The following is a 19,133-nucleotide window of genomic DNA, read 5'->3' on the forward strand; positions in this document are numbered from 1 at the left end:
GTTCGCTCTGAGGGCGAGCGCTTCGCATATACGCTCTCGATGAAGACGCAAAACCACTAGTTCTAATATACCTAATAAGGATGACTATGCGCATTATTCTCTATCTTGGCAAAGGTGGCGTTGGCAAAACGACCATCTCCGCTGCGACCGCTGCGCGCTCCGCAGCCCTTGGCAAGCGCACGCTCGTTGTCAGTACCGACCTGGCTCATAGCCTTGCAGACTGCCTGCGAACGCCTCTGACATCGGAGCCACGCGAATTGGCGCCCAATCTCTGGGCTCAAGAGGTAAACGTACTCGACGAGATGCGGCGTGGCTGGGGCAAAGTCCAGGAAACTATGACGCGCACGCTCCGTAAACAGGGCGTTGATGATGTTATGGCCGAAGAATTGGCCCTCATCCCTGGTATGGACGAGATCGTGAGTCTCGTTAATATCTATCGCAATGCGCAACAGGGGAACTTCGATGTCGTTATTATCGACGCTGCTCCTACTGGGGAAACTGTTCGCTTGCTCAGCATGCCCGATACATTCCAATGGTATGTGGGGCACCTCGGAAATATGCGCGGAACGCTCAATCTCGCTCGCCCTTTCCTCAAATCCCTTATCCCCACAACCGAGATCCTGGATGCGGTCCAAAAGCTTAGTGAACGCGTCAAGGCGCTCCGTGAGGTCTTGAGCGATGCCAGCATCAGCTCATATCGTCCCGTGGTCAATCCCGAACGCATGGTCATTAAAGAGGCGCTCCGCGCTGAGACATATCTTGCCCTCTTTGGCTATCCTATTGATAGTGTCGTCTGTAATCGCGTTATTCAGCCTGGAAACTACCAGGATACCTTCATGCAGGAGATATATCGCAATCAAGAGAAACTCCGGCAACAAATTCATGACACCTTCGCACCACTTCCAATCTGGGAGGCCCCCTACTACCCACAAGAGATCCTCGGTGTTGAGGACCTTCATAAGCTAGCCGAGGTTGTCTTCGGCTCACATGATCCCACTGAAGTTTATCATCGAGGCGCGGTTCAAGAAGTTGTACGTGAAGAGAAGGGCTATGTCTTACGTCTCCCATTGCCACACGTCGAGATGAACAAGGTGGTGATGACCAAAAAGGGCGACGAGATGATTATTGAGATTGGCAACTTCAAACGCGATATTACACTTCCCTCTATCCTGGTTCACCAGGAGGCAACCTCCGCGCGTTTTGCCAATAAAGCCCTTGAGATCCGCTTCACAGCGCTTGCCGAGCCTGAAGCCGATAAGACCGCCTGAATTCACTGTTCTGGTGCAAAAATGAATAGGGCTAGCGCTCAAGCCTTTATAGAAGAAAGATACCCAAAAAACAGGCGGGCACCTGCCCCTCAGACAGGTACCCGCCCCTCATTCACGATGACAGCCGGAAAGTAGTAAATGTCTCGTTCCTCTGCTGTCTTATCCTTAATGCGAAACCTCTGCTACCGCTTGTCCAGTCTCAACTGCCCCTTTGTCACTATCGCCAACTTTCAAGCGAGCATTGCGCAATGTTATAGCTGCGGCCAACGCGGCCAGCAGGGTAAGAATGCCCGCAATGTCAAACAGGCTGATTGTACTGACATGATCACCAAGCAGAGTAGAAGCAATCAGGCCCGCAAAGGTCGCGATAGAGAGCAATGTCTCATACGCCCCAAACACACGCCCTCGATACCCATCTTCGACGCTTGTTTGCAACAATGTCTGCGTCGTGACAAACAGGCCCACAATAAAGACTCCCACAATCCCGATCATTAATAAGGCAAGGCGAAGGTCTGGATAATGTACGATGAAGATAATAGCACTTCCTGCCGCCACTAAAGCGACCACCGCCAGCACTACTGGTCGCACAATCTTGCTTGCCTGTCCAACAAGCATAGCCCCTAGCAATGAACCAATACCTTGCGCAGTAATAATCCAGCCTAGAGTTACTGAGCCTCTGTGCAATACATTCTCCGACAGTGGTACCAGCAACACATTAATGATCCCCTGACCAACCATCATTATACCTACGGTTGCGAGAATGCCTATCACAATCCGATCACGCCGAATAATCCTCATTCCATCTCGCCAATCACTCACGACCTGTTTGAAAGCACCCCCTAGCGTAATACGCTCACGCACCTGCGACCCCAACGCACGCGCTGGTAGAGTAATGAAGAGGATCATCAAAGCCGAGAGGGCAAAGCTCGCGCTATCCGCTATGACGACACCTGTAATGCTGAGCCAGGCAAAGAGCATGCCTCCCAGAGGTGGACCTATCAAGCGCGTCAATGCCTCACTAAATGATGACAGCGAGTTCGCGCCAACCAGTTCCTTCTCTTCAACCAATGTGGGAATCAGCGCCATTGAGGCTGGTGTAAAGAACTGCGAAATGATAGTTTGCAAGACCGTCACAGCATAGATGAGCCAGAGCAGGTCCTGTGTATGTACCAATAAAATCATGAGCAGTACAAGCGCTCGCGCCAGGTCCGAGACAACCATCGTCCAGCGCCGGTCCCAGCGATCTACAAAGACACCCGCGACCGATCCCAGGATAATTCGCGGCAACATCTCAACCATATACATCACGCCTGTTTGAAGCACTGAGCCAGTCATTTGATAGATATAGAAGGGAAGCGCCAACATCAATAGCCAGTCACCCGACAGCGAGACGATCTGCCCAACCCATAGCAGTGCGTAATTTCGCTTTTTTAATACCGCAAACATCCCTGTATCCTTTCAAAATCTCATTTACCCTCTTGTAGAAATCCTGACCACCCCATAAAAATTTTACCATAATTTTGCAATTTTTAATCAACCACATGGCAATAATAACATGTACAATCTCGATAAGTCAACCCGATTTTGCGTAAAATCTCCAAATAAAAGCAAATTAATCACTTTTGATAGGTATTTTTTGCATCGGGGATAACATTTCAGAGAGTACAGAACACCTTCTACTGGCGATAATAGACTGCCCCCGGCTTCACTTGGGCGACAGAAAGCAAAGAAACGTAGCTCTCACTCCCCTATGTTACAGTGAAATTACTGGAGGTATGATGTAGCACTCAGCAAAAGATAAAAGGAGTGATCTATGAAGGTTTTCGTTGTTGGAATCACTGGCGTCCTTGGGCGCGCGCTCCTTCCCCAGCTACGCCAGCGCGGTCACGTGATACGCACGCTGGCACGCACACTCGAAAAGATGCACGCCCTGGAAGATGCTGGCGTTGAGGCGATCCAGGGGGATCTTCTGGCCCCTTCCACAATTGAGCACTTAGCCTCGCATATCTCTGATTGTCAGGCAGTTGTGCATATCGCGACCGCCATCCCTCACGATCCTACACATCCCGATCCCGATGCCTGGCGCGCAACAACACGCTTACGCACAGAGGGGACGCAGGCGCTCCTCGCCGCCGCTCTAGCCGCGAAGGTCAAGCGCTATATTCAGCAAAGCACAATTATGGCCTACCCCAATGGGGGTGACTTCTGGCTTCAGGAGAATGTCCCCCTGGATTCAGCACCAACGCGCGCTGTGACATGCGCCCCCGTAATAAAGATGGAAGAGATTATCCACTCAATTCATCCCAGCCAGATCCACTGGTGCATTCTGCGTGCTGGTCAGTTTGTGGGACCCGGCACAGACCAGGAAAAGAGAATTGAGGCACTTCGAGCGGGCCATCAGGTAGTACCCGGTAGAGGTCAGAGCTATCTCTCTCTCGTTCATGTGAGCGATATGGCTTCGGCTATCACAACCGCGCTCGATTCAGCTCCCGCAGGCTCCACATTCAATATTGTGGATGAACCTCTGCAAAATGGAGACTATCTGGATCGCCTGGCAAATATGCTACATGTGCCTCATCCCATTCGCCAGTCTGAGCTGCCAGAACCACCATCGTTCCGCTGTAGCAATGAGGCCGCTCGTACACGGCTCCACTGGACGCCTGAGCATGGCATCTGGCCTGAAGAAGAGCAGTTAGGTATTGCCCCCACTGTCACCTCCACTGCTATCCACGTGAAGCATACGCACGCATAAGCACCTGGCAACACAGCCTAGAATCTCACTAGGGGAAGTGATATGTAGCCTGGAACATCGACATATCGCTTCCCCATAAGTTCATGGTGCGGGTTAAGAGGGCTATCTATGTAGCTACTACAAGGCGCGATCCCCGGCTTGACATAACCGCGCTATACCCTCTATCATGGTGAGGAATAGAATTTGAACGCGCCATACACTAGCATAATACATGCAATGCACAAAATATGATGTACTAAAAACGGATCGTATTTTATCCTATGTCACAAACATCTACAAACGCGCTTGCACCTCACATTGAGCGGGCACGCAAGATTTTCCAGCACGAACAACGCACCAATTACCAGGATAAAGCCATTCTCGGTGGTGGCCTGGAGTCTTTTGTCGAGCGCTGGGTCGCCGACACGCGTCCATTGATGCAGGATGCAGGATTCGATCTCACGCTCCTACAACGCTTTCAAACACACCTGGGAGGTTATCGCCAACTTGAGCCAGCCGAGCGCGCCAATCACCTGCGCCTGGCGCTCGCTATTCTAAATGAAATGGCTCAACCAACCTCCACAACACCCGAGACCAAAGCCCTCCTGCACGCAACCGGCAAAGGCCAACCTACAACTAAATCAGATGATGTGGCTGTAAAACCACGCTCACAGGTCAAAAAACCTACTATACAATCTGAACCCAGGCCCCCCATGCCTATCGAGCAGCCAGACGTACCGCTTGCCACACGTCCAGTCCAGCCACCACCACCTCCTCCTCCTAATACCATTCACCTTGAGGCAGGAATGAGTCAGGGCCATACCTCGCTCACGCTACTCAGCGCTGATGTCAGCGCTGTGCCAGGAGTAGGACCAACTATCCTGAAACGCTTGCATCATCTGGGTATTCGCACCATCCGCGACCTGCTCTTCTATTTCCCACGCGAGCATCGCGACTATAGCAAAATGACGCCTATCGCTGATATCCCTTTTAATGAGGTCACCACTACGATGGGCCTGATATGGGAGGTCTCGGTCAAGCGCACGGGCAAAGGCGGCACACGTACCATCGCTACTATTTCTGATGATAGCGGCAAGCTCTATGCCACCTGGTTTAATCAGCCCTATCTACAAAAGCAGCTTGAGCGTGCACAGGGCTGCTACATCGTTGTAACAGGCAAAAAGGCTCGCTTTGGCAATAAGGTTGAGTTCACCGTCCAGAGCCATGAGCTACCAGAGCAGAATGACCTCCTCAATACGGGACGCCTGGTTCCCACCTACGCTTTGACGGAAGGTCTATCAGCCAAAGTGCTGCGCCGCTTTACGAAGTGGGTTGTGGACCGTTACGCGCTCATGGTACCAGAACACCTCTCACCCGATATTCGCCAGATGGGAAGCTTGATTACGCTCCCTCAAGCAGTAGCAAAGATCCACTATCCCGATAATGAGGCCGAACGTGTAATCGCGCATCGCCGCCTTGCCTTCGATGAGCTCTTTATGATCCAGCTTGGCATGCAGGAGCGCCGCTCACGCTGGCAATATGAAGCCCCTCTGGGAAGTGCCTTTACCATCTATCACGACAAGATCTTTATCGATCCACCAACCAACGACACGGAGGAAAACAGCGATTCGCAAGCGGAGCACGTTGGTATTGGCTCGACACTCTGGTCCGTTACTGCGACCAATGAGCCATTAGAGGCAACACTCCCCTTCCGCTTTACGGACGCCCAACGTCGCGTTATACGCGAGATCTTCGCGGACCTGGCACGCCCTCAACCAATGTGCCGTCTGCTTCAGGGCGATGTGGGCGCGGGCAAAACCGCTGTCGCCGCCGCCGCGCTTTTTATGACTGTCCTTAACGGCAGCCAGGGGGCGATTATGGCTCCTACCGAACTGCTGGCGGAGCAACATGCACGCAGCATCAGTCAGATGCTAGAACCGTTTGGTATCCGTACGGTTCTGCTCACTGGGAGCCAGCGCGCAAGTGAGCGCGCGCGAGGTCGTGCCATGTTGGAGAGTGGCGAGGCTGCTGTCGCTATTGGTACACATGCCCTTATTCAAGATGATGTCAGGTTCTATAAACTTGGGCTGGTCGTCGTTGATGAGCAACATCGCTTCGGGGTAGAGCAGCGGGATGCGCTGCGCAAGAAGGGTTATCACCCGCATATGCTTGTGATGACGGCGACCCCTATCCCACGTACACTCTCGCTCACTCTCTATGGGGACCTGGACGTTTCGGTCATCGATCAGTTGCCCCCCGGTCGTCAGAAGATTATTACCCGCTGGCGTATCGGCGCGCGACGTAGTGAGTCATACGAACTCATTCGCCAGCAGGTCAACGAGGAGCGCCAGGCATTCATCATCTGTCCGCTCATCGAGGAATCGGAGTCGCTACAAGTCAAGGCCGCGACAACCGAATATGAGCGTCTACAACGTGAGGTCTTCCCTAAACTACGCCTGGGCCTATTACACGGAGCGATGAAGACTACTGAGAAGGATCAGATCATGCACCGCTTCCGCAACCGCGAGCTCGATATCCTGATCGCAACCTCGGTCATTGAAGTTGGCATCGATGTGCCCAATGCGACTGTTATGGTAATCGAGGATGCCGACCGCTTTGGACTCTCACAGCTACATCAGTTTCGAGGGCGCGTTGGACGCGGCAAACATCAATCGTATTGCTATGTCTTGAGCGCTGACGCCGGTATACAATCACAGGAGCGCCTGGGAGTCTTTGAGGAGATTGATGATGGCTTCCGCCTCGCGGAAGAGGACCTGCGCCTGCGTGGTCCAGGAGACTTCATCGGAGTTCGCCAGAGCGGTATGCCAGAGCTTCGCATCGCGGACCTGGGCGATACACATATGATTGAGCTCACGCGCAATATCGCGGACAAAATATGGGCCAGTGATCCCTATCTACGCCAACCAGAGCACACCGCGTTACGCGAACGTATGCATCTCTTCTGGCACGAATTTATGTCTCACTGATGAGCTCTTCAGGTTCTCCCTTCAAATCGTAGGTTCGCAGATAAAAGAATAAGAGGAAACCGCCGACTAGTTTTCGGCGGTTTCCTCTTATTCTCTGTATCCGGAAACCCAAGCGCGCCGTGCCCCCGCATGGGGATCAGCGCCAGCCACGCTCAGCGACGTTGGTTTTCGCATAAGACCATACGCACGCAAATATGAAAAGATTCTGGTGATACAGTTTCGGGCACTTAAGATGCCGCGCGCAAACCAGACCAAAATCCCAGCAAGCGCCGCTTCAGAGCCCCTCGCACGCTCTGGCGCGAAAGCGATAGCATAGCTGCTTCGAGCTTCGCTGACTGAACACGTTCCACGGCTTCCAGTTCGTCAATATTGATGTCGCCATTGATATAGCGCTGCGACGCGATCCACAGCGCTTGCTCTCGTTCCTCAGCCGTCATAGAGTTCCCTCCTCAGGCACGTCCGTTCTGATCTTATATCACCCGGCAGATATAGAGGCGATTTAACCACGTTCAAGGTTCTCTACTGAAAAACAACGTCCTTGTTGCGATCTTATCAAAACAACACCCACGCCTCTCTTCCCTTTGCACTTATTCTAACCCCAAAAGTCATATTTTTCAATGTATATAACACAAAGCATTATATAGAGCATTTTCTATTCATCATCTTAGGGAAGCTGCTCACTAATCAAAATGACGGCCGCCACCCGACTTGCCAGCATCAAAAGCACCTCTTTCACCTCGTCAGAATCAAAGATCTTCTCATTCTGACTATCAAAACATAATACTCCCAAGCAACGTGTGCTCTCGGCATTCTCGGGATCGCTGCCCATGATAGGCACATTAACAAAGGAGCGATAGGAAGGATAGGGGCGGCGTCCACGTGGCTTCTTATAACTCTCCAGATCACACACCCAGAAGTTGTCGATACGCTTCATATGCCCAATTAATAAACGCTCGCTGTAAAATGTCTCGCCCGCAACACCCCCATCGCGCTCGCGCTTTAATTGATCCTTCCCAATATAAAATTCCATGTCTTCACGGCTCTCGGGCGGCATATTATGCCCTACCCAGAAGCGCAAGAAATCACGCTTGACGTCAGGTAGCATAATAGAAGCCCGACTGACCTCACCATCAAACTCCGTCGTGGCATCCAGTAGAACCTCTTTCAAGAGCAGTTCTATCTGGTGAGCACGTTTCTGTGTTGGTTGCCAGCTTGCGAGCAGGCGCAGCAGGGAACCATCCAGTTCGATCATCTTATTTGCCTGCCTTAAGGCCCCCTGCAACACTGAGATCTGCAACCAGCAGAGAGTAATGCCCACAATTCCAAGGATAGCAATCACACCTGACACGATCCACGGCCAGGCATCATGCGCCAGTGCGCTTCCGATCAGGTCGATGAGAGCTTGCAGTAGTTCATCCGCACGATTGCCAATAATACCATTGATAGCCGCCGATACTACTAACACAGCCACTGCCCATAGTATGCCCATTAGGACCTTATTATTTTGAAACAACTTCTTCATCGCGCACTCCTTGCTGAACATATATCAGGCTTCATTATCTCATACTATATCTTTCTCCTCTAGAAGGACTATCTACTCTCTCACAATTTGGCATGAAGTCGGGTCGGCCCTGAACTTCTCACTTTGTATCTATGGTGCTCGCCTGGTAAAGGATTTCGCGCTAAAATGCCTATCTTGACAGCCTTATCCTATATTTTCTATAATCAAGTCAGGGTTGACTTAATAGAACTACTGAGAAGGGTTGGCTATGTATAAACAGGTTATGCTGCTTGGTCTCCTGATGGAGATGCCAATGTATGGGCAGCAAATCCGCGAAGTCATCGAGAACCATCATGATCTGCTCGCCGATTTTCTCAAAAAGCCAACCATCTATTATCAGCTAGAACGCCTGGCACGTGACGGCTATTTAGAGATTCGCCGCGAGACAGTAGAGGCACCTGGCCCCGGCGCGGCTCACGATGAACTTGCTTTGCGCGAACGCGATGTCTACTACATCACCGAGGCAGGGCGCCGCCATTTCTATACGCTTTTACGTCAGACGCTCAGTCACTACACGCCCGGCCTGAGTAGCATTGATGCTGATGCCTGCCTCTTCTTCTTGCGTCATCTCTCAGCTAGTGAAGCCCTGAACCTTCTAGGTGAACGTCATGCACGCATAAGCGCTTCACGCGAGTCTATCATCGCCCAGATGCAAACGTTCAATCATCTTGACGAAGCGCACCTACTCGTACAGGACCATAAGCGGACCTTACTTGATGCTGAGCTCACCTGGCTAGAACGCACGATGGAGCATCTACGCACAAAGACAACAAGCGACACATCCTCTTACGCACATCCAACTTCCTAATTTGCGCCTGATTTGTGTCCGATAGAAAAAGACAGGGTTTGTTTTTTTGCTTTAAGTCAATATTGACTTAAACACGATGATATCTCTTTGAGAGTACACGTTTGCTAAATGCGAATACCTTCCGAGGTAGACAACCAGACATCAACATCTGGAACAATATACTGAGGGTGGCCGAGCGCCTCTATTTATGTAGACGCGTATGCTCTTTGCATGCTAAAAACGTAGGTCCACATTAGGCCTATTTATAATTCAAAAACCTGAGCACCTTTGCCGCTCGTGTGGAGAGCGGCCCAGAGCTCTTTTGAGAAGATAGGTTTTTCGCAGAAGACCTTAGGAGAAGGTTATGAATAAGCAGCAACGTACAGCACTTCTGCTGATGACGCTGACTGTGCTCATCGATATTGCGGGATTTGGTCTAGTTATCCCACTCCTTCCGTTCTGGGCTGAGCATTTCGGCGCTGACGCGTTCACGATAGGTATGCTCACAAGCCTCTATGCTCTGGCGCAGTTTCTCTTTACGCCCATCCTTGGCTCACTCTCGGATCGCTATGGGCGTAAACCTGTCATTATCATATCTCTGATTATTGAGGCGCTCTCGTTTGTCTTCACTGCTCTGGCAGGTTCATTGCCAATGCTCCTGCTTGCGCGCTTTATTGGAGGGTTGGGAGCCTCAAATATCGGCTCTGCTCAGGCATTTGTCGCCGATGTGACGCCGCCGGAGAAGAGAGCACAGGGCATGGGCATGATCGGCGCGGCCATTGGTCTCGGCTTTGTCATTGGCCCAGCATTTGGTGGCGCGCTCGCGACAAGCAACCAAGCCCTTCCCTTCTGGATCGCCGCCACCGTTGCCGTCATCAACGCCTTACTTGTATTAGCATTCCTGCCAGAGACCCACAAGGGAAGCGCACGCGAGACGAAACCACAAAATACCAGATCATTCCGTCGTGGGGTCGGGGTTCTCTTCTCCGGATGGAGAACCGCCACGCACTATCCAGCCATTCTGACACTCATTCTGGTCAATCTCATCTATACTATTGCTTTCACCGGAATGGAGAATATCTTTCCTCTCTTTACCCAACACTATTTCATGTGGGGGGCGACACAGAATGCCTATGTCTTTACCTATATTGGCATTATTGTCGTCATCATGCAAGGAGGACTTGTCAACCGGCTTGTTAAACGCTGGCAGGAACGGGGTGTCTTGTTGAGCGGACTGGTACTCATGGCAGTGGGCCTCATCTCCCTGGCCTTTAGTACCCAACTCTCCTGGCTGCTAATCACGCTTGGATTGCTCAGTATCGGCGATGGAGCAGTCAGCCCAACCATCTCAACACTGCTTTCTTTCGCCAGTCCTGGCGAGTCTCAGGGAGAACTACTTGGCCTCTCTCAGGGCTTCGCGGGTCTGGCTCGCATCATCGGACCCTTGATCGCTGGTGGTATTTATAAGATAAGTAGCACCGGCATGCCCTTCATCGTAGGTGGTATACTTGTGGTGCTGGCGGCACTCATCGCCGTACCCATGCTATCGCGTGTTCAGAAGCCCATTCAGCCAGTGGAGGTCGGTGTTCCCGAATCCGCATCTTCGGCTCATGATTAGGCTCTCTCAGGCACACACCAACATTTGGTAGCAAAAATAAAAGGAGTTCTCATACTATGGCAGCACGTATTTCAATCATGGTAGTACGCCTCGCCGTCCTGGTGGAAATCATTCTTGGCATCTTCTACTGGACTGGCAACTACATTGTCCGCACAGATGTGCACCAGCTTATCGGTGTCATCGCTGTGCTTGGCCTCTGGGTAATCGCGGGAGTATTGGCGACCAGCAAACCTGGTAACACAGGTCTGGCTATTGGAGCCGCGATTTATGGCATCATTGTAATTGCCTTTGGTATCATGCAAACGAGTCTGCTCGTTGGTCCAGCGCACGACGTTATCCGCACCATTCACCTGCTACTGGGTCTGGGTGTCATCGGCTTTGCCGAGATGCTCAATGCACGCTACAAGCGCAGCTAATACCACCCTCACACAATATAGAGCGCCTGCCAGATAAATTGGCAGGCGCCCTTCGCTTGCTGGCAATCTCTGGTGCGCGTCACTCCGCTATTGCCGAAATGCAACGGGTATGGTTTAATTGAAAGGAAATCTCTAGGTGAGAGATCATCTACGCTTGAATAATTTTCTCTGTATAAAGGGGGCCAGACGTGAGCAATGAAGCACAACGTCCGCGAATCGCAGTCTATCCGGGAAGCTTTGATCCAGCTACAAATGGGCATCTTGATATCGCCCGACGTGCGGCTCATCTCTTTGATGAACTAGTCATCGCGGTCTATGCCTTTCCCGCTAAGAACCTGCTTTTCACCGCCGATGAACGCCTCGCCCTCTGGCGTGAAGTCATCGCCGACGAGGGTCTTACCAACGTTCGCATCGATGTCTTCTCTACCCTCACAGTGGAGTATGTCCAGACCGTTGGTGGTACAATTCTCATCAAGGGCCTACGCTCACCCAATGATTTTGAGGCCGAGTTCCAGCAGGGATTGATGAATCGCAAACTGGCACCTGAAATTGATACGGTATTTCTGCTTTCAACCCTGGATCATCTTTTTATTAGCTCATCACTACTTAAAGAAGTCGCACGCCTGGGAGGCAATGTCGATGATATGCTCCCAGCCCCAGTAGCTCGCGCGCTCCGTCTCAAGCTCGGCCAATAATTAACCATACACCACACAACCGAAATAGGAACGATACAAGCTCCCACGCGTAGAGCCTGGAGCAGGAAGGAGGAACGCATGGATATACTCTATCTCATTGATCGCCTGGATAACTTGATCGCCAGCAGTCGGCATGTGCCGCTAACCAATCAGGTTGTCATCAAAGAGGCCGATATCCAGAACCTTATCGAACAGATGCGAACCTCCATTCCTGAAGAGGTAAGACAAGCACGGCGCGTCATTCAGGAGAAAGAGCGTATCCTGGCCCAGGCTCAGGCCGACGCCTCCTCTCTACTCAATCGGGCTCGCGAAGAGACAGAGCGTGTCATCAATCGCGAGGGGCTTCTCAAGGCTGCCGAGCAGCGCTCCCAGGATTTGCTCGACCAGGCGGAGCAAAAGGCCGAACAACTCAAGAAAGAGGCTGATCTCTACGCCCTCGACACATTGAGAGAACTCCTTGAACGCCTGACTCAGGTCGAGACCAGGGTGAGCCGCACAGCTTTGAGCGTTGAACGCGGGATAGAGAGCCTGGAGGAGGCGACGACTATGGCTGAAGCCAAGGCCCCTTCCTATGAGGACAGCGACCCGGAATCGTACATCACACCAGAAGAGGAGGCATATGCCCAACAACTCGATGAAGGTCCCCCACCATCTGAGAATGCCTCCTTACAGACACGACCACGACGTTCTTTACTCGCAGCCGATACTATCGGGATCAATCAACCATAACATTCCCTGATCCTAATCATATAGGATTCTCCCAGAGAGGATGTGGAGGGCGCACAGTAAGCCGATGAAGCCGCAGGCGAACCCTTGAAGACCCGCCTACGGGTCTTGACACCTTTTCACGGCTTGTCTATAATGAGCAGGCGCCAGCAAAGAGCAAGAACTTTTCACTTCGCGCCATGCTGCTATTTTCCGTATGCGCTTTTTCAGGTGTGGATATCGCTAACCAAATGTCGTACGATATCCATCATGGCGTTCGTTTTTCTAGTGGAAAGGGAAGATTCCATGATCTTTAATGTGGCGCAGCTATTGAAATCGCTTGTCGGAGCCTCCCTTGAGTCCGACTTTCGAGAAGAAGATATTCAGCTTGACGAAGATCTTAAGGTCATTGGTCCTATTGCAGGCCACGCTCGGATGCGTCACATCAACCAGGGGATACTGGTAGATGGCTGGGTAGACCTTACGCTCGAATTGACCTGCACACGCTGCCTGAAGTCTTTTGAGCAGCCAATGCATGTCCCTTTTGAAGAGCGCTTCTATCCAACTGTCGATGTGGTTACGGGCTTCCCTGTCGAAGCTGAGGATGCGGAAGAAGCCTTTCCTATCGACGATCATCACCTGGTCGACCTGACCGAGCCTATTCGTCAGCAGGTCATATTGGCGATTCCGACGGTGACCCTCTGCCGCGAAGATTGCGCGGGGTTATGCGCCCAATGCGGTAAGGATCTCAACCTCGGTCCATGTGAGTGCCAACCAGAAACGGATGCCCGCTTTAGTGTCCTAAAAGAGCTATTGCAGCAGGATAGCTAAGAGCCTACAGCCGCGGACCGTTCGCGATCTGAGTCGGAAAAGTAGCGGTTATCCAGTCCAGTTACAAACTGGCTCGATAAACCGCTCTTTCAACGTTAAAGCATAGCATCACCCAGCTCTGAACAGGGTGGAAGAGGAGAACCATTACTCATGGGAGCATTACCTAAACAGCGTACTTCACACGCTCGCCAGGGCGAGCGCCGCGCGCACCATCATCTGAAATTACCACAACTGGTCGCTTGCCCCCAGTGCAAGACACCTCGCCTGGCACACCATGCCTGCCCCAATTGTGGAACATATCGTGGTCGCCTGGTATTCCAGCCAAAAGCCAGCAAGTAGTTGAAAGTAAGCGGCAATGTAAGGGTTTATACAAAAACCAATGCCACTGATGTGGCTAGCATACCCAGGTTTTTGTATGAGGAGTAACACCTCCTCGCGAAATCTCTTACATACGCCGTTTCTTTATTGAGAGTGTAAAAAATACATGACGTCTAGAGTCGCCTTCCTTTTTCCGGGGCAGGGGAGTCAGGCTGTTGGGATGGGAGCGGATGTCTTTGCGTCTTCCCCGGCAGCCAGGCGGGTCTTTGCCGCCGCTGATGACGCGCTAGGCTTCTCCCTAAGCGATCTCTGCTTCAACGGTCCCGAAGAAACATTACGCGATACCATCAATGCTCAACCCGCTATTGTAACGGTCAGTCTTGCGTATCTGGCCGCGCTTCAAGAGGCGCTCTCTCCAGAGCAGTCCTCCTGGTCATCCCCACTCAAACCAGCTTTCGTCGCCGGACATAGTGTTGGCGAGTGGAGCGCGCTACCTGTTGCAGGCGCTCTTGATCTCAAAGAGACCTTGCTCGCTGTTCGCGAGCGTGGTCGCTTAATGGAACACGAAGGCAAAGTTTGCCCTGGTGGCATGTCCGCCGTCATCGCCATGGATGAAGAGCCCCTTGGTCAGATCTGTCAGGAAGCCACTGAGCAGGCACTCGCGGAAATCACAGGCCAACCAACGCACCCAGGTCAAGGACGCGTCATCATTGCCAACTATAACGCCCCTGGTCAGATCGTTATCTCAGGAGAGAAGCGAGCACTTGAATTGGCAGGTGAATTGGCAAAAACACGAGGCGCAAAACGTGTTATTCCTCTCGCGGTCAGTGGTGCCTTTCATTCTCCTGTGATGCAGCCAGCCGTTGAAGGGCTCAGCAAGACATTAGCTGAGCTAGAACTGCGTGATGCCACAATTCCAGTAATTGCGAACATTAGCGGCGCTCCGCTTAGCAATGCCTCCGCTCTACGCCAGGAGCTTACTCAGCAAGTAGCCTCATCAGTCCAGTGGGTCAAAACCATTCAATACCTTGCCGAATCCGGTGTCACAACCTTCCTTGAGATTGGTCCAGGCCAGGCACTCGCGGGCATGGTCAAACGCATCGCGAAGGGTTTGACAGTTATGAACGTTGGGAAGGTGGAGGAAGTGAGCAAGGTCGCGGCTCAACTGCGTGAGCAGGGAATCGTCAACTAGACAATACCCGCTAGAGAAAAACGGTAGACAGGTCCTTCCCAGGTGGACGGACACACCATTTGGGATATATACTTGACATAGCTCTCAAAAGAGCCTATCTTTGCATTTAGATGATTTGCAATACCGCTAGAGTATAAACACGATAGTAGCAGACAGACGGCAATGTCAGGCAACTGATATCGCAATCTGGTAGGCCTCCAGCCATACACATCTGTTGCATCTAACGCGGCACAACAGAGAGAGAGGGTTAAGATGGAAGGCACATATCAAAATCTTGGCTCCATCCGTGTAGCCAAACAGGTACTTTCTACTATCGTAACTCATAGTGCATTGCTTATCCCAGGTGTCATCGGCATCGCCAACGGCTCGCGTACCCTTCCTATTCGCAACCAGTGGTCGCGAATGCTTGGGCATGATATTCCTCCTCAAGGGGTCGCGCTCAATGTGAAGGACAATACCGTTTCCGCCGACTTATATCTGGTTGTCGATGCAGATGCTGACATCGTCTCTCTCGGTTCCGCCGTACAAGACGAAGTTGCTTCCGCCCTTGAAGAGATGGTTGGAATGCAGGTGCAAGAAGTCAACATCTACATCCATGACATCGCTTGACAAGCTCAGTTTATTAATCTGGAACACATTTCGAGGATACTATGCCAGGGATTCGCAGACAAGCGCGTATGGTCGCACTGCAAACACTTTATGAATATGACATGGTCCATCATGATACACATGAGGTCTTGCAGCGGCACGCTGAAGAGCGTAATCTACTTCCCAAAGTGGTAGAATATGCACAAGAGCTCGCCGAGGGTGTCTGCAACCACCTGGTTGACATTGATGCTCACATCCAGAGTGCCGCGCGCGAGTGGCCGCTCCAACAGATGGCTCGTGTCGATAAGAATATTCTGAGGCTTGCAATCTACGAGATTCTGTTTGATAATACTGTACCAGCCAAGGCCGCTATCAATGAAGCTGTGGAACTTGCCAAGCTCTTCGGCAGTGACACGTCGAGTCGCTTCATCAATGGTGTCCTGGGTACTATATTTCATCGGGCCCAACAACAGCCCGCCCCCAAAGCCGAAAGCGAGGTGAAATAATGCCAACTATCCCAGAGAGACTGAAAAAGATTATCGTCGATCAACTCGGTGTTGATGAGAGCGAAGTCGTTCCTAGCGCTTCGTTCGTTGAGGACCTCAATGCTGACTCTCTCGATCTCGTTGAGCTTATCATGTCCCTTGAAGAGGAGTTCAAAGTTCAGATCTCCGATGAGGATGCTGAGAAGATCACGACTGTGCAGGAAGCCGAGGATTACATCGAAGAGCATCTGCGGTAATTGTTTCTTTCTCCGGACTCATGACAGGGTGGCGTAGCCACCCTGTAATTCTTTCCCTCGCCCCCCTCTCATATGCCCCATACAGGCCATCCCCACACGACCTCGCCCCTACCCATACAAACCACAGGCATAAGCAAGGATCAAGAAACCACTTTTTGACAAGTGGCATAATCATATCAACAGACGTATAATTTGCTTGTCACACTTTCATGATCCCATGCATCTGTATTAATAGAGAGGTGTAAAAGGGTAACCTTTTCAGGTGTAGCCCTCCCCCACCTGCTCAGAACAAGAAACGTTTCTTCGCTATCGTTCATTTGTTGAGAAGAGTTATCAGTGTGGATACTTTGCCCGCAACCAAGGTCATAGAAGCGCTTATTCACGATTATAGTGCTCTGGTCTTTCATACTATTTATGGCCTCACCAATGATTGGGAGGAAAGCCAGGACCTCACGCAGGATACCTTTCATCAGGCCCTACGTGGCATTGATGCCGCGCGCGCTGCCAGTGGCGATCACTTCCAGCCCAAAGCCTGGCTCCTGCGAATCGCTTTAAATACAGTTCGTATGCAGCGCCGTCGTCGTAAAATTCTGAGCTTCATCCCTTTCTCGCATGTGCAGGGAGAGAAACAGCCAGCGACGACCCAAAGCGAGTCGATCAGTGAACAAGCCGCTCCACTCCAGCCCTCTGGCTTCGGCGCACAGTTTTCCGAAGATCCAGCCGAGACTATCGCCGAACGAGATGCAGTTCAACGCGCTCTGGCACGTTTACCAGAGCCATTGCGCGTCTGCCTGCTTCTCTCCGCCACCGCTGGTCTATCAACCGCTCAGATTGGCGACCTGCTTGCTCTAAAGGAGCCTGCTGTACGTCAACGCCTGGCACGCGCCCGAAAGCAGTTCCAACAGCTTTATGCCTATGAGACTGGTGAAGATCTGGTGAGCAAATCTGAGGGCTCTGAGGGAACGACCGCTAATTATGCTGCGGAGAAAAACGAGGCAGGGTTTATCGAACAAACGCGAAAACCACAACAACTCTCGCTCAACACGCTTTCTACAACATGTCGGAGTAGCTATGCATAACGATTCCATTGAGACGTTGCTCTCTCGCCATTATGGCCCGACCGCACCAACGCCTCCCGATCTTGAGCAACGCTTGCTTGCGGCTCTCAGTCAGGAACAGGCACGCCAGACGCGTAGGCTGGCTCAGGAGCGGCATTCAGAGCGACTTATGACACGCCGACAGGTGCTTCGTGTCGTGACCCTCGGCTCTGCTGGTTTGGGCATGGTTGGACTCGCCCTTGATGGAGTCCAACAATTCGACAGGCGCTTCTTTGGTCGTGACGCGACAGTTCGACCACAACACGCGTTCTAGAACAGCCATCACGCCTCTGGCATCACTAACGAGATAGATTCATTTTGCTGTTACCTTCAGGCTCTTATGCCTGGTATCTTAGAGAAACTTTTACCTGAACATCGCATTATTTTGCGCATTCTGCATCCATAGCAGAGCAGAAAGGACAAACTACCATGCCATTTGGTATTCACCCCCTCACACTCGTTGTTGTCGTTGTCGTCGCTCTTCTCGTCTTCGGTCCGAAACGCCTCCCCGAAATGGGTTCCGCTATCGGTAAGAGCATTCAGCAGTTCAAGCAAGGCATGAGCGAACTCAATGCTCCTAAGGAAAAGCCGGTGGAAGCGGAAGAAGTCAAACCTGCTGAGGCCAAGAAAGTCGAAGAGATGGACATTGATGCCCTTGAACGCGAAATTGCCGCACGCAAGGCTGCTTTAAACGCGCAAGAAACCGCTAGTAGCGCCGTTGATGCCGACAAAAAGAATTAATGTCACCTTCTGAAACCTGCCTGGGGAGTATTCATGGCAACTAGCAACGTTAACCAGCAGGAACGCGGGCTATCTACCTATGTGGATGATAGCCCGGAGGAAGGTGAGAACGAACTGGCGGAATCGGCAATGACGCTGATAGAGCACTTAGAGGAATTGCGAAAACGCATCTTCGTCTGCTTGATCTCTGTCGCTGTCTTTTCCATTATCGCGTTCATCTTCCGCGAGCAGATTCTAAACTTTCTGACTGCACCGCTGCCCAGGACCGCTAGCGCAGTAGGTAATGGCAAGATTGTCGTGATCGGCATCGCGGAAGGCTTTACCGTGACACTGCTCATGTCCCTCGCGGTGGGCATCCTGCTATCAATCCCTGTGATCCTGTACGAAACGTGGGCCTTTATCGCTCCTGGACTCTACCAGCGCGAGAAGAAACACGCGGTACCCTTCATTATTCTTGGTATTGTGCTCTTTGCTGCTGGCATTTCGCTGGGGTATATAGTCATCCGCTACCCTCTGGAGTTCCTGGTGAGCTTCTCATCTGGAATGTTTACCGAGATGGTAACGGCTGATAGCTACTTCTCGTTCGTGATCTACTTTATGCTCGCGTTCGGGGTTGTCTTTGAGATTCCGCTGGTACTGACCTTCATGGCAATGATCGGTCTTATCACCTCGGATACACTGAAACAACGCCGCTCGACTGCGCACGTTGGCATGTGGATCGCGTCGTGCTTTATTACGCCGGGCGCGGACTTTTACAGCCCAATCATTCTGGGCGTGACTATGTCCTGCCTCTTCGAGCTAACTATTATCTTTATTCGCATCTTCGCGAAGAAATAAGAAAATAAGTGCAAAAAGA

21 protein-coding genes are annotated in these 19,133 nt (G+C 51.7%); 18 read left to right on the top strand and 3 right to left on the bottom strand.

The genetic code is table 11. The features are described from left to right. Positions 1-86: 86 nt before the first annotated feature. Complete coding sequence (locus K3T82_RS07625; protein ID WP_220192883.1) at positions 87-1,268, top strand: ArsA family ATPase; 1,182 nt, start codon at positions 87-89, stop codon at positions 1,266-1,268. Between the two features lie 165 nt (positions 1,269-1,433). On the opposite strand, the gene K3T82_RS07630 is transcribed toward K3T82_RS07625, so the two are convergent. Beyond that, a complete protein-coding gene (locus K3T82_RS07630) occupies positions 1,434-2,714 on the bottom strand; it encodes an MFS transporter (protein WP_220192884.1) in 1,281 nt (426 codons plus the stop codon). Positions 2,715-3,081: 367 nt separating this feature from the next. Here K3T82_RS07630 and K3T82_RS07635 point away from each other — a divergent pair, with 367 nt between their 5' ends. Both K3T82_RS07635 and recG read left to right on the top strand, forming a co-directional pair. After that, positions 3,082-4,020 carry an NAD-dependent epimerase/dehydratase family protein gene (locus K3T82_RS07635; protein ID WP_220192885.1) on the top strand — a complete coding sequence of 313 codons (939 nt, stop codon included), beginning with the start codon at positions 3,082-3,084 and terminating at the stop codon, positions 4,018-4,020. A 260-nt stretch (positions 4,021-4,280) separates the two neighbouring features. Next, on the top strand, positions 4,281-6,986 hold the full coding sequence (recG, locus tag K3T82_RS07640; protein ID WP_220192886.1) for an ATP-dependent DNA helicase RecG: 2,706 nt from the start codon (positions 4,281-4,283) through the stop codon (positions 6,984-6,986). Positions 6,987-7,213: 227 nt separating this feature from the next. On the opposite strand, the gene K3T82_RS07645 is transcribed toward recG, so the two are convergent. Continuing rightward, positions 7,214-7,423, bottom strand: coding sequence for a hypothetical protein (locus K3T82_RS07645; protein WP_220192887.1), 210 nt, complete (start codon positions 7,421-7,423; stop codon positions 7,214-7,216). Between the two features lie 227 nt (positions 7,424-7,650). Beyond that, entirely contained in the window at positions 7,651-8,508 is an 858-nt protein-coding gene (locus tag K3T82_RS07650; RefSeq protein WP_220192888.1) for a GAF domain-containing protein, read from the bottom strand. A gap of 247 nt (positions 8,509-8,755) precedes the next feature. Between K3T82_RS07650 and K3T82_RS07655 the strand changes: the two genes are divergently transcribed. The 15 genes from K3T82_RS07655 (at position 8,756) to tatC (ending at position 19,114) form a co-directional block, all read left to right on the top strand. Further along, positions 8,756-9,355: a PadR family transcriptional regulator gene (locus K3T82_RS07655; protein WP_220192889.1), complete on the top strand. Its 600-nt coding sequence runs from the start codon at positions 8,756-8,758 to the stop codon at positions 9,353-9,355. A gap of 343 nt (positions 9,356-9,698) precedes the next feature. Then, positions 9,699-10,952, top strand: a complete 1,254-nt coding sequence (locus K3T82_RS07660) for an MFS transporter (protein WP_220192890.1) — start codon at positions 9,699-9,701, stop codon at positions 10,950-10,952. Positions 10,953-11,008: 56 nt separating this feature from the next. After that, entirely contained in the window at positions 11,009-11,368 is a 360-nt protein-coding gene (locus K3T82_RS07665; protein WP_220192891.1) for a hypothetical protein, read from the top strand. 188 nt (positions 11,369-11,556) lie between these two features. Further along, positions 11,557-12,063, top strand: a complete 507-nt coding sequence (gene coaD / locus K3T82_RS07670; RefSeq protein WP_220192892.1) for a pantetheine-phosphate adenylyltransferase — start codon at positions 11,557-11,559, stop codon at positions 12,061-12,063. Positions 12,064-12,141: 78 nt separating this feature from the next. Next, positions 12,142-12,792, top strand: a complete 651-nt coding sequence (locus K3T82_RS07675; RefSeq protein WP_220192893.1) for an SPFH domain-containing protein — start codon at positions 12,142-12,144, stop codon at positions 12,790-12,792. Positions 12,793-13,074: 282 nt separating this feature from the next. Continuing rightward, positions 13,075-13,599: a YceD family protein gene (locus K3T82_RS07680; RefSeq protein ID WP_220192894.1), complete on the top strand. Its 525-nt coding sequence runs from the start codon at positions 13,075-13,077 to the stop codon at positions 13,597-13,599. A 150-nt stretch (positions 13,600-13,749) separates the two neighbouring features. Then, complete coding sequence (gene rpmF / locus K3T82_RS07685) at positions 13,750-13,938, top strand: 50S ribosomal protein L32 (RefSeq protein WP_220192895.1); 189 nt, start codon at positions 13,750-13,752, stop codon at positions 13,936-13,938. 145 nt (positions 13,939-14,083) lie between these two features. Then, positions 14,084-15,109, top strand: coding sequence for an ACP S-malonyltransferase (gene fabD, locus K3T82_RS07690; protein ID WP_220192896.1), 1,026 nt, complete (start codon positions 14,084-14,086; stop codon positions 15,107-15,109). A gap of 252 nt (positions 15,110-15,361) precedes the next feature. Next, on the top strand, positions 15,362-15,718 hold the full coding sequence (locus K3T82_RS07695) for an Asp23/Gls24 family envelope stress response protein (RefSeq protein ID WP_220192897.1): 357 nt from the start codon (positions 15,362-15,364) through the stop codon (positions 15,716-15,718). 41 nt (positions 15,719-15,759) lie between these two features. Beyond that, entirely contained in the window at positions 15,760-16,203 is a 444-nt protein-coding gene (gene nusB / locus K3T82_RS07700) for a transcription antitermination factor NusB (protein ID WP_220192898.1), read from the top strand. After that, positions 16,203-16,439 (top strand): acyl carrier protein, encoded by a 237-nt coding sequence (gene acpP / locus K3T82_RS07705; protein ID WP_220192899.1) that lies wholly within the window; start codon positions 16,203-16,205, stop codon positions 16,437-16,439. Before nusB ends, acpP begins: the two co-directional genes overlap by 1 nt. A gap of 338 nt (positions 16,440-16,777) precedes the next feature. Beyond that, positions 16,778-17,518 (top strand): RNA polymerase sigma factor, encoded by a 741-nt coding sequence (locus K3T82_RS07710; protein WP_220192900.1) that lies wholly within the window; start codon positions 16,778-16,780, stop codon positions 17,516-17,518. After that, on the top strand, positions 17,511-17,810 hold the full coding sequence (locus K3T82_RS07715; protein WP_220192901.1) for a hypothetical protein: 300 nt from the start codon (positions 17,511-17,513) through the stop codon (positions 17,808-17,810). Before K3T82_RS07710 ends, K3T82_RS07715 begins: the two co-directional genes overlap by 8 nt. A 155-nt stretch (positions 17,811-17,965) precedes the next feature. After that, the gene (locus K3T82_RS07720; protein WP_220192902.1) at positions 17,966-18,277 is read left to right on the top strand and encodes a Sec-independent protein translocase subunit TatA/TatB; all 312 of its coding nucleotides are present in this window, start codon (positions 17,966-17,968) and stop codon (positions 18,275-18,277) included. A gap of 33 nt (positions 18,278-18,310) precedes the next feature. Beyond that, positions 18,311-19,114 carry a twin-arginine translocase subunit TatC gene (gene tatC, locus K3T82_RS07725; RefSeq protein WP_220192903.1) on the top strand — a complete coding sequence of 268 codons (804 nt, stop codon included), beginning with the start codon at positions 18,311-18,313 and terminating at the stop codon, positions 19,112-19,114. Positions 19,115-19,133 lie beyond the last annotated feature (19 nt).

This window comes from Ktedonospora formicarum, from assembly GCF_016587355.1.
Classification (GTDB): domain Bacteria; phylum Chloroflexota; class Ktedonobacteria; order Ktedonobacterales; family Ktedonobacteraceae; genus Ktedonobacter; species Ktedonobacter formicarum.